Origin of the sequence: Nostoc piscinale CENA21 (assembly GCF_001298445.1) — a bacterium.
Classification (GTDB): Bacteria; Cyanobacteriota; Cyanobacteriia; order Cyanobacteriales; family Nostocaceae; genus Nostoc_B; species Nostoc_B piscinale_A.
The window spans coordinates 6,388,234-6,401,863 of sequence record NZ_CP012036.1 but is presented as its reverse complement, the minus strand read 5'-3'; the positions used below and the strand labels follow the sequence as shown (position 1 = coordinate 6,401,863).

Annotated in this window: 17 protein-coding genes; 13 read left to right on the top strand and 4 right to left on the bottom strand. The window is 43.9% G+C overall.

Annotation, left to right across the window (positions count from 1 at the left end; translation table 11 throughout):
- Window positions 1–39 precede the first annotated feature (39 nt).
- From ACX27_RS27460 to ACX27_RS27400, 13 genes are all read left to right on the top strand, one after another.
- The gene (locus ACX27_RS27460; RefSeq protein WP_062297177.1) at window positions 40–1,206 is read left to right on the top strand and encodes a hypothetical protein; all 1,167 of its coding nucleotides are present in this window, start codon (window positions 40–42) and stop codon (window positions 1,204–1,206) included.
- Window positions 1,203–2,504 carry a replicative DNA helicase gene (gene dnaB, locus ACX27_RS27455; protein ID WP_062297171.1) on the top strand — a complete coding sequence of 434 codons (1,302 nt, stop codon included), beginning with the start codon at window positions 1,203–1,205 and terminating at the stop codon, window positions 2,502–2,504. Before ACX27_RS27460 ends, dnaB begins: the two co-directional genes overlap by 4 nt.
- 159 nt (window positions 2,505–2,663) lie before the next feature.
- Window positions 2,664–3,119, top strand: a complete 456-nt coding sequence (locus ACX27_RS27450; protein WP_062297169.1) for a hypothetical protein — start codon at window positions 2,664–2,666, stop codon at window positions 3,117–3,119.
- Window positions 3,120–3,263: 144 nt separating this feature from the next.
- On the top strand, window positions 3,264–3,827 hold the full coding sequence (locus tag ACX27_RS27445) for a DNA cytosine methyltransferase (protein WP_062297167.1): 564 nt from the start codon (window positions 3,264–3,266) through the stop codon (window positions 3,825–3,827).
- Between the two features lie 64 nt (window positions 3,828–3,891).
- A complete protein-coding gene (locus tag ACX27_RS34485; protein ID WP_235526397.1) occupies window positions 3,892–6,147 on the top strand; it encodes a hypothetical protein in 2,256 nt (751 codons plus the stop codon).
- Complete coding sequence (locus ACX27_RS27435; protein ID WP_062297165.1) at window positions 6,128–7,441, top strand: KOW motif-containing protein; 1,314 nt, start codon at window positions 6,128–6,130, stop codon at window positions 7,439–7,441. The genes ACX27_RS34485 and ACX27_RS27435 overlap by 20 nt, the downstream gene beginning before the upstream one ends.
- Entirely contained in the window at window positions 7,438–7,710 is a 273-nt protein-coding gene (locus ACX27_RS27430) for a hypothetical protein (RefSeq protein WP_062297163.1), read from the top strand. The genes ACX27_RS27435 and ACX27_RS27430 overlap by 4 nt, the downstream gene beginning before the upstream one ends.
- Complete coding sequence (locus ACX27_RS27425; RefSeq protein WP_062297161.1) at window positions 7,707–8,264, top strand: hypothetical protein; 558 nt, start codon at window positions 7,707–7,709, stop codon at window positions 8,262–8,264. Before ACX27_RS27430 ends, ACX27_RS27425 begins: the two co-directional genes overlap by 4 nt.
- A gap of 2 nt (window positions 8,265–8,266) precedes the next feature.
- Window positions 8,267–9,184 carry a hypothetical protein gene (locus ACX27_RS27420; protein ID WP_062297159.1) on the top strand — a complete coding sequence of 306 codons (918 nt, stop codon included), beginning with the start codon at window positions 8,267–8,269 and terminating at the stop codon, window positions 9,182–9,184.
- On the top strand, window positions 9,181–9,879 hold the full coding sequence (locus tag ACX27_RS27415; RefSeq protein ID WP_062297157.1) for a hypothetical protein: 699 nt from the start codon (window positions 9,181–9,183) through the stop codon (window positions 9,877–9,879). Before ACX27_RS27420 ends, ACX27_RS27415 begins: the two co-directional genes overlap by 4 nt.
- On the top strand, window positions 9,876–10,331 hold the full coding sequence (locus tag ACX27_RS27410; protein ID WP_062297154.1) for a DUF7694 domain-containing protein: 456 nt from the start codon (window positions 9,876–9,878) through the stop codon (window positions 10,329–10,331). The genes ACX27_RS27415 and ACX27_RS27410 overlap by 4 nt, the downstream gene beginning before the upstream one ends.
- The gene (locus ACX27_RS27405; protein WP_062297153.1) at window positions 10,332–11,072 is read left to right on the top strand and encodes a WDGH domain-containing protein; all 741 of its coding nucleotides are present in this window, start codon (window positions 10,332–10,334) and stop codon (window positions 11,070–11,072) included.
- On the top strand, window positions 11,069–11,251 hold the full coding sequence (locus ACX27_RS27400; RefSeq protein ID WP_062297151.1) for a hypothetical protein: 183 nt from the start codon (window positions 11,069–11,071) through the stop codon (window positions 11,249–11,251). The genes ACX27_RS27405 and ACX27_RS27400 overlap by 4 nt, the downstream gene beginning before the upstream one ends.
- On the opposite strand, the gene ACX27_RS27395 is transcribed toward ACX27_RS27400, so the two are convergent.
- From ACX27_RS27395 to ACX27_RS27380, 4 genes are read right to left on the bottom strand one after another with little or no spacing between them, the layout of a single operon-like run.
- A complete protein-coding gene (locus tag ACX27_RS27395) occupies window positions 11,231–11,620 on the bottom strand; it encodes a hypothetical protein (RefSeq protein ID WP_062297149.1) in 390 nt (129 codons plus the stop codon). The two genes, ACX27_RS27400 and ACX27_RS27395, sit on opposite strands and share 21 nt — an antisense overlap.
- Complete coding sequence (locus ACX27_RS27390; protein ID WP_062297147.1) at window positions 11,607–12,668, bottom strand: recombinase family protein; 1,062 nt, start codon at window positions 12,666–12,668, stop codon at window positions 11,607–11,609. The genes ACX27_RS27395 and ACX27_RS27390 overlap by 14 nt, the downstream gene beginning before the upstream one ends.
- A complete protein-coding gene (locus ACX27_RS27385; RefSeq protein ID WP_158507428.1) occupies window positions 12,661–13,296 on the bottom strand; it encodes an HNH endonuclease in 636 nt (211 codons plus the stop codon). The genes ACX27_RS27390 and ACX27_RS27385 overlap by 8 nt, the downstream gene beginning before the upstream one ends.
- On the bottom strand, window positions 13,277–13,585 hold the full coding sequence (locus ACX27_RS27380; protein WP_062297143.1) for a PadR family transcriptional regulator: 309 nt from the start codon (window positions 13,583–13,585) through the stop codon (window positions 13,277–13,279). Before ACX27_RS27380 ends, ACX27_RS27385 begins: the two co-directional genes overlap by 20 nt.
- Window positions 13,586–13,630: the final 45 nt, after the last annotated feature.

The following is a 13,630-nucleotide window of genomic DNA, read 5'->3' as shown; positions in this document are numbered from 1 at the left end:
GGACAGGGTTCAATCTTTGTTCGAGGCGGAGTCTGATTCATGAAAAATTCTGCCGCGATCGCTGCTTACCGTGCCGCTAGACAAAATACCCCCTTTACTAAGCTGCACTGGGGTGTAGCCAATCACATTGGCATACAATCCGCGCTATTTATAGAAATCATTCAAGATTGGTGCGACAACAACATGATTCATTGTCGCAATAATTACTTTCACAATGAGCATTGGTGGACAAGGGGTAGCTATCAAGAATGGGAAGCAAGATATCCATCACTAGGGAGCGAAAGAACATTGCAGAGGCTTTTGCTCAAACTAGAATCTAGTGGATATGTTTTAAGCGGTCAATTCAATAAGGGCAAGGATAATACAAAGTTTTATCGTGTTAACGAAGAAAAAATCGGAGAGCTTTATTTACAAGCCATAGAAGAGTTTAGGCAATCCAACGTGCCAAATTGGCATGATGAATCCAAAGCACCAGATCCAACATGCCAAATTGGCACGGTCAACATGCCAAATTGGCACGGTCAACATGCCAAATTGGCACGGTCAACTATATATAAACAGATCAAGAAAATAGATCAAAAAACAGATATAACCCCCCCTACCCCCCAAGGGGAAGAAGAGGGGTGGGAGATTCCTGAAGAAATAGCAAGCGCGATCGCCGTTCAAAGCCAGGAAATAGAGCAAGCTTATTTTCAAGAATTGGCGCATTCCGAAACAGTCACTTCGTTGTCAAATAAATCAGGAACCTCGGATACCGAAGAACCAAAAGTTCTTTCACCAGTTCCGCCGCAGTTCAACAAATCCGAACAAGCGAACAAGCGAGAAGACCCGTTTTTAATCAATCGCCTTTACAACCAGGTAAAAGGCACGTATATGTCAAATTCTTTTGATCCGTGGATGGTTTCAAAGTCAAAACCTGTTGAAGAGTTTGCTGTGTGGGTTTTTGAAACCAGATACAAAGACAAGCCGGGTAAAACTTTGGCTGACGCAAAAGCGGAGATTAGAAACAACTGCGATCGCGCCTGTGATTTGTGGGAAGACTTTCAAAAATTTAAGCAAGAGCGTGATTCTAGATTGTCGCAACGACAAAGCCTTGAAATCATGGACTCACCTCCACCACAGCAAGAATATATAGCTCCGAACCTCTCCCCCGAACTTCTTGAAACAGTGAACGCATTGAAAGCCAAACGCAGGAAAGTGTCATGATTGAATCTTACGTGATTGATGCGGAGATGCAGGTGCTAGGCGCACTGCTGCTAGACCCCGAAGCTATGATTCGAGTAGTGGGCATCCTTAAGAGCGAATACTTTTTTGTTCCAAAGCACCAAGCGATTTTTAAATCGATGCTGGCGATGCACGATCGCGGCGAAAATATCAACATTCCAGCTTTATGCCAGCAGTTGAAAAGAGAAGGCAAACTTGAGTCGGTAGGAAGAACAACGCTAGGCGAACTTTTTTCTAGTACCGTCACAAGTGCCAATGTAGACGCATTAGCTCAAGTTATTGTTGAATCTTATGCCGATCGCAGAATAGAGGGCTTGCAGGGTATTTTAAGTGGCAATGAGCGTTCATCTGTACAAGAAAAGCTGGCTGTCTTTGAGCAGCAAATTGCAAGTATCCGATCAGAAGCGATTGTCAAAGAAGACAAATCGGTTGAGCCGATTGGTTCAATCTTGCTGGATTTATACACTCAGCTAGAAAATTTATCATCAGGTGATGAGGCGATCGCGCCTATACCCACAGGTTTTTATGATTTAGATGCGATTCTCAACGGTGGATTGCATCGTCAAGATTTGGTAATTGTGGCTGGTCGCCCATCAATGGGTAAAAGCGCCTTTGCTCACCAGATTGCTTATGACATTGCCAAACGCGCATCTAAACCAACCTTGCTATTTAGTTTGGAGATGGACAGGAAGCAAGTTGTAGGGCGCATCACCTCTAGTGAAACTGGGATATCTAGTAGTTGTTTCCGCTCTGGACGAATTTCGCAAACCCAGTGGGAATTATTTGTTCAAAAGATGACCGAGATGGAGAGCATACCTTTTTACATTTCCGACATCTTCACGTCTTCCCCTTTAGAAATGGTTGCCACAATCAAGCGAGTAATTGCTAAATCAGGGCAGCTATCCGCAGTCGTTGTTGACTATTTGCAGCTGATGGCAGAGGGTGACAAACGCGCTCAAGAAATTGGCGACATTACCCGCAGATTCAAAATCCTAGCCCGTGAATGCGACATTCCTGTAATTCTATTGTCGCAGTTAAATCGGGATGTAGAAAAAGCTAATAACAAGCGTCCTAGCTTGAGTGATTTAAGAGATTCAGGGCGGATTGAAGAAGATGCTGACATCGTGATTGGGATGTACAGAGATGAGTACTACAACCACGACACACCAGATCGAGGACTAGCTGAGGTGATATTGCTCAAGCACCGTAACGGTGCATTAGGTACAGTCAAGCTTTTATTTGATGCTGAACATACCTGTTTTAAAAATTTGAGAAGGTAAGCAAAATGAAAGAAATTAGCGAAGGGCAAAAGAAACAATACGAGGCGATCGCGCAATACGATCCGCACGCTGCGATCCGCTACCTATCCTATACACAAGCCAGAAACCAAATGCTCTGCCCAATCTGTCTTGCGCCTTTAGTTCGCAGTCGTGGCAGACATGGAAATAATTACATTTGCTCAGTTATGCGTGGGAGAAGGCATGAAAGTAAAAAATAAAAAGGCAAAAGTAAAACTCCGCTCCTTCTGCTGCGAACTGAAGCACCGCCCCCTTGGTGGCGACAGTGATAGCGAAGAGTTGATAGATACCCTAACTCTGCAAGTCCCCAGACTGCGCCATAGCAAACTAGAGATACAGTGGGCTTTCGCCTTGATTTGGCAAAAACTAGAAGAGCCTGAGTACTGCGATCGCGGCATCAACCAAGTTTTCATCTTTACAGCCGACTTCAAGGAACTCCTAGCAAGGATAGAAACCCAGCCATTTGAGGATGAACCAGCCAAGCATTTGAAGCCACCAAGCCAAGATACTTACGACCAGTGGCAACGAGTCCTGGAAAACCGATTTAAACAACTGTACGGAATAAGTCTTGAAGAGTGGCGCGATGCAAACAACTGACACATGGAACCCCGCGCACTTTGGCGAAATTCCCCGCCAGATTGAAAGCGACGGGCAAATAAGTATTTTTTATGACACATCTGGCGAACCGCCCGAACCAGACGACTTCGCATCTATTGAGGAATTTAACAGAGCTTGGGAGGAATGGGAGAACTTACATCAGGACACATATTCGCAGGCGGCGGCGGGGACACCGAAGGCGCGATCGCCGCAGGATATAAACCAATCTGGGGGGTTGAAAATGATAAGTACGCCGCCTCAGTCTACAGAAAGCGATTTCCAGACGTTAACCTCATTGAGCAAGACATACAAGATATCCCTGACGAATTCATCCTTACCCTCCCAACCCCAGACATCACAATTTGGGGAAGCCCTTGTCCAGACTTTTCCGTGGCTGGTAAACGAGCCGGAATTGATGGGACTCGCGGAAAATTGTTTTTTGAAGGACTCCGATTCATTCGCGTCCAGCTTCCACCTGCATTCTTGTTTGAAAACGTCGATGGATTACTTAGCGCAGACAAAGGCGCTACCTTCCCGAAAGTCATCCAAGCGTTTACAGATTTGGGGTATTGCTGCACCTGGCAGCTTAGGAACGGGAACCGCCATGTCCCCCAAAATCGAGAGCGGATTTTCATCGTGGGCTATCACCGGGGAAGTGAAGGCGATCGCGCCCAAGCCAGAAAAGAAGTCTTTACAGGAATTGCTTAGTGAAGCTATCCCGATCAAGGTTTACCAGGATGGCGTTAAACCAGTAGATGAAGCGCCTACTATCGTGCCTGCTGGATGGTTATCTACTACAAATACTAAAAAATCAAGCGGCGATAGTTCTTTTGCTATCCTCTACCGTGCCAACGATGGCGATCGCTTATACGAAGAGGAAGCGCCTACACTGCGATCGCCCGCCAAAACAGGCAATCACCAAGGTGGTAGCGGCGCGTACAAAGTGCGTGAGTATCAAGGCGAGGCTTATTATGAACGCCCTATAAATGCCACTGAAGCCGAGAAGCTGATGGGGTGGGAAGCGGGCAGTACAGCAGTGGGAATTGACAGTAATGGAAACGAGATCCAAGTCTCCCAGACGCAGCGCATCAAGATGCTGGGTAACGGGATTATTCCAAGGGAGGTGGCAGATATTTTATTGGGGTTAAAGCCGATGTTGCAACTAACAGATACAGAAAGCGCGGTAGCGAAGCGGGGCGGAACGCACATCGCTGAGGAAAAACAGAGAATTACTCAGTTATCTGCGAGCTTTGTTGACGTGGAAGCTATCGCTACTCAACTGATTGGCGAACAAGAAGTTACATCCCGTTTCTACTCTTACCTAGTCGAGTATTTGTATGAAGCATATGGACTGCGAAGCTCTCAACTACAACCCGATCTAACCTGCTTTGTCAACGCTCAAGCAAACACCTACTCGCACATAAACCAAACGGGACAGCGAGAATCGGAAGCCAACAACATTGCTGGACATATAGAATTGTGCGGAGTCAGATCAAACAAAAATAAAAAAACCAAAAAGTACGAGATCAAAGAAATTATTCCTGATTGCAAACACCTGAATTTTGCTGAGTGTACAGTTTTGATCGACTCTGGTGCTTATCCTGAAGTGCAAGCAGATCGTCGTGTAACTTTTGAAAAATCCTTAGAAAGGCAGTTAAACGTAGTTGCCTCGCTTCCAAAGTTTAAGAAGATTCACATAGTCAGTTACGATCTTTTGATAGACGAAAAACACCTGCATGGAAAGCGAATCAAACAAAGATGGTCTGTCGAAGAAGGCGAATTAGCCGTCGCCGAGACGGTCAATGCTGCTAAATATTTAGATAGCCAACGCCATCGACTCGAAGGTTATACCCTTGTCCAAAGTTGTCAAGGCGTTGATGCACAGCAATATGCCAGATGTGTTGAGCAAGTTTTGCAATACTGTCGCCCCGGTGACGTGATTGGGCTTGGCGGTTGGTGTTTTTTGGGGAGATTCTCGAAAAGTCTGCCCATTTTTTGGGAAACTATCAATTTGGTGATTCCGATGATCGCCAAAGCCGGAATTACCAAAGTTCACATCTTTGGTTGCACTTGGTACAAGCCTAAAGACGGCTTTCCACTTCCACCCCTACAATCCTTGCTGTGGCTATGCGATCAACACGGCATCTCACTTTCTACTGATGGGCGATCACCTATTGCTAATGCTCTGTGGAAAGACACCAATCGCGCCGGGGCGACCTTTCCATACTGGCGACACAATTTAGCGTGGGTAAAAGCTGAGTTTGCTACACTCAGGGACTCGCCTTTATATCAAGCGCCCCCAGGATGGAAGCAACCAATAGAATTCTCGCCCACTGAAAGACATCGCCTGGATTTCTACGAGTCCCCCTCATGGTTCACAACTGAACTACTACGCCATGTCCCGATATCTGGCGTGATTGGTGAACCTTGCGTTGGTGGAGGTGCGTTCGGCTCTGCCGTTGCCGGAGGCATCGCGTCACTTCTCCGATCGTGGCCACACAGCACGCACATTTGGACAAATGACATTGACCCCAATAAGCAATCTGATTACCACCTAGACGCAACATTGGCTGAATCTTGGGCGCTTTTTCCCAATACCGACTGGATTATCACGAATCCACCTTATGCCGAAAATGCCGCACCGATCATCAAAAATGCTTATCAAAAAGCGCGGGTTGGCGTAGTCGCATTTTTATTGACTAGTTTTTTGGAGCCTTGCAGCGATCGCGCTGACTTCCTCAAGGATCATCCACCTTCGCTAGTACTGACGTTCCCCCGTTATTGTTTCCGCAAAGATAAAAGCGGCAAACGCTGGGCCACAGACAACATGACAATTTCTTGCATGGTTTGGGATAAACGCGCAACCACTCAGCAATTAATCGTGCGCCCACAATCTGAAATTATTGGCTTCTACAAAAACCCTGACCACGCAATCAGCCAACAAGAAGCTGAAGCGATTGTAAAACAAATTGCTTTTGAATCAAAAATTAAAAAAAAAGGAACCCGTTATGCGCTCAACTATTACTAAAAAAGATATCAAGCCAGGTGTTTGCATCACCGATTACTATGGCGAAATCGGAACAATTAAAGCTGACCTTGGTTTTGGCTTCACTGTCCAATGGCATGAAGACGGTACTGAAATAACTTACAACTGGGAACGAGATAGTGAAGGGATTAAACATTTGTCAGTAATCAGTGAGCCGGTTGCTCATAGCTGCTCACACATGGATGATTTTAGCTTCCCTCAAGTTGATGTTATCACGCAACAGATCGCTCAACTACAAACGCAATTAGCTAAATATCAGGATTGCCAAACCAACGCTAATCAATTGAAAGAACAGGTGGCATCACAAGCTCAATTAATGCTTGAATTGGGCGTTAAACAGCAAGTAATAACTGATTGGGCGAATCGCCTTTACTTCCTTGTCACTGGCACGAATGTAGGAGAAATGACAACTAATTCAGTCGAACTTGCAGCGAAATTGATGTTAGCAGAACAAGAAAATAAAAGTTTGCAGTATCAGTTGAGTAATGCTTCTGCTGAGGTTGAGGCGTTGAAGCAGGAACGCGATGAATTACTTAAAGAACGAGACGAAGCTTTTATTAAGTCTGGGCAATTGCTAATCTCTCAAGGTGAACTCAAGCAAGAGCGCGATCGCCTACTCAATAGCATTCAAGAGCTAGAGGCACAATTTAAATCAGAACCAAAATTTGTAATAGGCGATGCCTGCGGCAACCCCGAAGGGGAACGTGTTCAAACTCAAAAAGGTGAAGGGGTTGTAACTACCTTTGTTTATGGCAATCCAGTTGTAAAGTTACTGAATGGAGAATTTCAGTTTAATGCAAGCGAACTCACCAAAATAGAATCAGAGAATGAAATTCAGTTCAAAGAAGGCGATCAAGTCAGAATCATCAAGGGTAAACACAAGGACAAATTCGCCACAATCAAAGAAATTGGAGAACAAATTTCATGTTGGGTGAATGATGAGTTTTACTTCCACTTTACCCCCGGCGAATTAGAACTTGTCACCCCAAATCCAGAACTAGAGCCACAACGCAAAGCAGAAGAATTTATATCAAAACTCAACAAGAAAACAACTTGGCATCAAATCAAAGAAGTCTGTCAAGGCGATGTCGAAGTGTGGCGTGAAATATGTGTATTTGCCCGAACTAAAACCCAAAAAGCATTAATTGAATCAGTGCCGCAACTACTAGCTAATTACATTGAAGAGACGGGCGATCGCTCTGATTTGGAATGGATTGGTGACACTCTAAAAGCGAAAGTGGAGGCTTTACTAGTCCCAAAGGAGGAAGTAGCTTGAGTATTGAATTTCCTATCCGCGACAATTACACGCTCATGGAAATGTTTGATTGCTCTAATTTTGCGAATGGATTTGAAGAGCAAGAATGGGGAGAGCTTGCAGATGCCGATAGATGGAACCCTGAACACTTTGGCGATACGCCAAGATTGATTGAGGAATCTGGGCAAGCAACTATATTTTTTGACCCCAGAATTGAACCGCCCGACCCCGACGATTTTTTAACCATAGAAGCATACGAAAAAGCACGCCAGGAGTGGGAATTGAAATGAAAAAGCGATTGTTTAAACCAAATTTTCTTGAGTCACAGGCTTACATGTTAAGCAACGAAGATGAAGCACGAATTCAGTTTTTAACATTAAGAGAAGTGTTCAGTGTTGACAGAGAAGAATGGGAGGTTAAGCGCGAACCCAAGTATGATTGCTATGCCCATCAAGGTTATGTTCCTGTCTCCGATCTGCTAAAAGATGGCTGGTGGTTTGAGTGTTATGAATGCTTTAAGAAAGTTGATAGCGAAGCTTGGGACTACGACGAAGATAAGCCGATGGATGTAGTCGTACTAGAGAAAATCCTTTTTTGCAGTCACAGATGCCACAACAAATACAAAGCCAGAGTGCAGCGTATCGTCGAAACCAAGGAGTATCTACTTAAGAAGTTTTCAGTCTCAACCAATCTAAGTGTTTGGCCGTACAGAGATTCAATTTGTGCATCGTTCGATCTACCAGGATGCCAAGAATCAATCAGATGGCAGAGCGATCGCCCCGACGAAATTACTTATTGCGCAGTTGACAAAGATGCTATTGAACCATATTTAAGCAGAGACTAAATATGATTATCCTAATAAAAGCAGACTCAGATGAACTAATTAAATGCTCCAGTTGCCTAGAAATTGGGAAACTAGCAGCAAGGCATCCAACAGATAATAGAAAAGTCTGCCAAAACTGCATCAATCAAATGCGCTCAACTCTTCTTACATTTTTGGAGTGGCGTATCTATAAAACAATTGAATCTTTGCAGCATAAACCAAACTTCGTAGTACTAACTGCTCAATCCCTTGGACTTGACTACAAAAAAGTCAAAGCGATCGCCTGTAGGTTAAAAGAGAAGGGACTAAAGTGTGGGTACTCACCCAAAACTTTTACCGTCAATGGAATAACGCTAACAGAAATTGAGTACCTAATTTACCAATCTACTAATACTTGGCGCTCCCTGATTAACCTTAATTACGCTGCCAAAACATCACACGAATTGGGGATAAATAAACACACAGTTGTCCACTATCTTGATGTTTTGAAACAGAAAGGCTTTCATATTCTATCTTCAAGCGATCGCTCCAATAATTTGAAAGAGTTCGTACTAGAGCAGATGAAAATCACCCAAAAACCAAAAGCCGAATTTATAAAGCACATGGTAAAAGTTACTGGCTTTAAACGACAAACAATCCGCCATATTGTTAACGAGCATGAAAACAAAGGTGTTGAAATTAAGCGCGGTTTTGCAATCCAAGAAATACTCAAAATAGTTGGCGATTACAAAGAGATTGAATTAAATCATTTACGCTCTCTGCTGCCTTACCATCCTAGTTTTATTTTGCAAACAGTTCGCAGACTTGAGCGCACGGGGAAAGTGCAAACTAGGAGAGTGCATGTAAGAAAAATATTTATTTCACTACCGACACCAACCCCAATCGGGTTGACTGTTAATCATCCCCTATTAAAATTCCCTCATCCACTGGAGGCGGTATGAATGAAATCATTCACCCCAGTAGTGAATTTGCTCAAACTATTGGGTTTACTTCAGATAGATTCGGTGGTTGGCTGTGGCGAAACAACGGAAGGATTGTATTTTCTTTTCTGATATCAAAACAGCCCAATCAAGGCAATTTATCTGAGTTGATCAAAGCGATTGAAATCATGGGTTTGCGTGTAGCCGTTTCTACTCCCTTGGAGAGAATGGCTAATTACTTAGCTAAACGCAATTTTGTCCCACATTTAGAGCAAGATCCGCAATTAGGCTCTATAGAAGTATGGGAGCGATCGCCCTCTTATTTAGGTATCCCAAACCAGCCAAAAGAAGGTGAGTTTTACCAGCATTTCAAAGGTGGTAAATATCAAATTATGTGTGTATCCAATAGCGTGTGGATACCAGATTCAGGATCTGAATTTCGTTCTGATTTTGTCAAAGATTCAGAAACAGAAGAAATCTGGTGTATTTACAGGCATGAATTTGGCAATACCCTTGTTGATTCTAGGAATGCCGCGATCGCTGCACCGCACGTAATTTACCACCCACCTGAAGATGTTTTGTATAGTTGGGCGCGGGAATTAAATAACTTTTTAACTCCCAAGGATGACGTGGCGAGGTTTGTAAAGATTCGACCCTCTGGATTGGCTAAGGGTGAATTTGAAGTTCCAAAAGATTTTGACGGGGATGACGTATGAGTATTTCTCAACTAGTAAAAGATTGTGAACGCTTGGCGATCGCCTCGCTCAATACTTATCAGCAACGTGGATACGGCGAAAAACTACCACTCCCTCAGCTTCCAGACAGGTGGAAGCTTGAACAAAAAACAGATATTGGTTCTTGGTGGGAAGGATCGCTGGAATCTGGTTTTTCAGCGCCTAGGTTCTTGGTCGGTTACACCCTTTGTTTGGAGAATGACGATAAATTATGGCTGCATATATCTATTTCTAAAAAGCAGCAGGGTAAAAAGCGAACCATTCCTGATTATTATGAAGCTCAAAAAATATGCAGGCTATTTTTTGGCAACTTGCCCTATATCCAATACTTTCCACCTCAAGAAGAATACGTCAACATTGCCGAAGTTCTACACTTTTGGCACTGTTTGGATGGTAATCCGCTGCCTGATTTTAGGAAGTTTGGGAGGATTTGAATGAAGCAATTAACAAAATTATTTGAACTTGGTAGATACAAAGCAGAGGTGCGATCGCCTAGTGAAAGGTTTCCTGATCTCGGTTACTCAATAACAATTTTTGAGGACGACTCTCCTGTTCATGGATTGCATAGAGATAGCGAAGAAGAAGCGGTCGCTACAGCAAAGAAAACCCTGTCTTCTTGGTACGAGATAGGGGAAGCAAAACCTAAGACCCTAACAGCTATGACATTAACCTCTGAACAAATAAAAGCAATGCACGGTAATGGTGGCTACTGGTGCCAAGGTGATGCTGTGCATATTCAGTCAAATGATGAACTTGGCGCGATCTCTCAATACCGACTCAAAATGAGTCAAGGCAGTATCGGCATCACCTCCAATCTAGAAACTCTAGACGCATACAAAGCCAAAGTAGCGAATGTTGCGAAAAACCTAGCTTATTCAGAGCGTAATAAAATGCTCGCCGCTTACTGCCGACTAGCCTTTACTTCTGGCTTAACAGTAGGGATTGGACAGGATGACAGCGAATCCGAAGAATGGCGAAACATCATCTTTATTGACACGCCTAACGGTCAAGTAAGCTTTCACATCCACAGTAGCGAATTACCTTTATTTAGCTTTCTTCCTCCCTACACAAGGAAGTGGGATGGACACGACACGGAAACAAAGTGGCAACGATTACTTGGTTTAGCTAAGGGCGAATTTGAAGTTCCAAACGATTTTGACGGGGATGACGTATGAGTATTCAACAAGTATTAAACGAAATAGCGATCGCCCACCTCAACCGTAAAACTCAAGAAGAATTAAAGCGACTGCAAGCGATCGCGTCTGCTGCATCTGTTGTGGCCCAAGATGAGCGAGTCAAAGATTTGCGAGGAGGCAGGGATTTAGTCGCAGTGCTAAACCTTCAAAGTAATTGACTCAACCACCCCATCCCTAATTACGATTCTTTCGACTAAACTTTTATAGACGACTATTTTTTGTTCGTTCTCCGTATCACGCCAACAACTAGCATCAGAAAACGCCCACAATAGCAAGTCTCTATTCCCTTCTGACTTGCTATTGTGGGTTTTTTGTTGAATTTTCAACCCCTCAATTTGATTTTCAATATCTTTTTTGGCCTTCTCGATTGCTGGATTACTCCCCAGTAAAGACAACCCGCTCAACTGCTGCCTTAACTCCCTAACCTCAATCGACTCAATCTCAATCTCTGGTTCTTGAGCCAAATCAGCAATCTTAGAAGCTGCTTTCACTAATTCCGCAATCACAGCATCTTCAATTTTGTGCATCGCCACTACTTTTTTTTTGATTGCAGCTGCGAACCCGCCAATTTTTGCACTGGAAATAATAGTTGTATCCTGGTTGATTCTTGCCCCTACTACCTTTACAGCTATAACAAGAACTGCGGCACTCACCACAAAACACCAGACCAGACAAGGGGTATTTCTGCCCTTTCTGCCCATAGCCCCGCACCTGTCGGTTATGGGTAAGCATCTGCTCAATTTCTTGCAGTTGTAATTCAGTGAGAATTGCTTGGTCTGGGTGAGTATTGTAGTGAATATCTGCGCTTGCCTTACCCCTATTTCGTAGATAGCAAGTATGCCCCCGAAGCACGGGCGACGTTAGCCAATTTCTTAACCCCCCAGCACTAAACCTAAATAGTCCCCTGGTCAGTAACCCGCCTGTTTTGTGGTGGTGAGCAAAAGTCTGAATGCCGTATCGCTCATTAATAATCCTCAAGCATGACCGGAGCGATCGCCCCTCGAAAAATGCCTTAATAATCTCAATCGCAACTTCACCCCGCGATCGCTCTTCTTTATTGGATAGCAGACACAAAAACGGCTGATAATCTAACCTGTATCCATCGTCAACCTTGCAGTAACCGAAAGGCGGATTCATGGCCACCTTGCGGTTACGAAGATGCTGCCACCCATGTTTTACCGCTTGCGATTTCTGATCTGAATGATGCTGTGCTAAAACCGCCAGCATCCCCGCCGCAAATTTACCCGATGGGCTTGATAAGTCAAACGGCTCATCCAACGCCCTCAAAGTAACGCCAGCTTCCAAGAAATCATCAAATAAAGCAAACGATTGCTTGCCCTTGCGGGATAGTCTGTCAATCCTAGTAACAATCACTTCTGAGACTTGGCGCGATCGCACTAGGTTCATTACTTGTTCTAACTGCGATCGCTTTCGCCCTTTGTACCCTGACTCAACGTCAACATATATTTCTTCTGCACCAGCTAATTTTAATCGCTCTTTTTGTTGTTCTAAGGCATGAGAATCTAGTGCTTGCTCGCGGCTTGAAACCCTTGCGTAGCCTATAGTTTTAGCCATTTAGTGCCTTGTATATAGCTAATGTTTTTGTGGGATTTCGCTTGGTGATTGTGCTTTTTTCTATGCGTCCATCGACGTGCATTTGGTATAAAACCATAGAAAAAGTGCCTGCGTTAATACTTTCGCCACTTTCTAATTTGGTTAGGTAATTAAAAATCTCTGCTCTAGTCAACCATTTCTCTGCGTCTTGGTTTAACAACGCCAAAATATTTTCTTTTAGCCAGGCTGTTCTACTAAGCCTTGGACTCTTTGAGACTAATTCACGTTCTTTGTAGTTATTCTCAAAGGTTGATAGCCTAAACTGTGTAACTGCTTTTTTTATTTCCTCGGCGGTGGTTTTTGGACTAAATTCCGCTTCTTGCATTAATAAATACCCTGCAAATCTCTGCCACCTAGCGCCACCTGATTTTTGATAAGCAAGGAAATGTTCGGGTTTATCTGGGGCAAATTTATGGCACTCTGCACAAAGTGTTATTAGGTTATTTGGCGTTGCCATTCCACCATAAATAACTGGCTGGATGTGGTGTACTTCCGGATTTTCAACATACCCACAGCACTGACAAATACCTCTATCTCTAGTTAGTACCTGACGGCTTACACTACAATCTCTAGGCTTCGCTGCATTCACTTGCAAGCCTCCTTCTATATGCGTCTTTCTCCTGCAATGCCTCTATACCTTGTTTTGTAATCTCGTAATACTTGCGCCTAGCGGCAATATCCGAGTCTCCCCAAGCACTCTTCAATAGTCCTCTTTCTTCTAGTCTCGAAAAGATTGGGTAATAAGTACCTGCTACGCCCGGCCTTTTCCCCTCACTCAAGGAAGCGATCGCGTCTATAACCTGTAACCCGTAAACGCGCTTTCCTGAAATGTATATCAGCACCTCTTCTTCAAGTGCTGACAATGCTATTCCACTCATAGGATTAATTGTTACAACATCTAATTATACAGAAAATCTGTACAG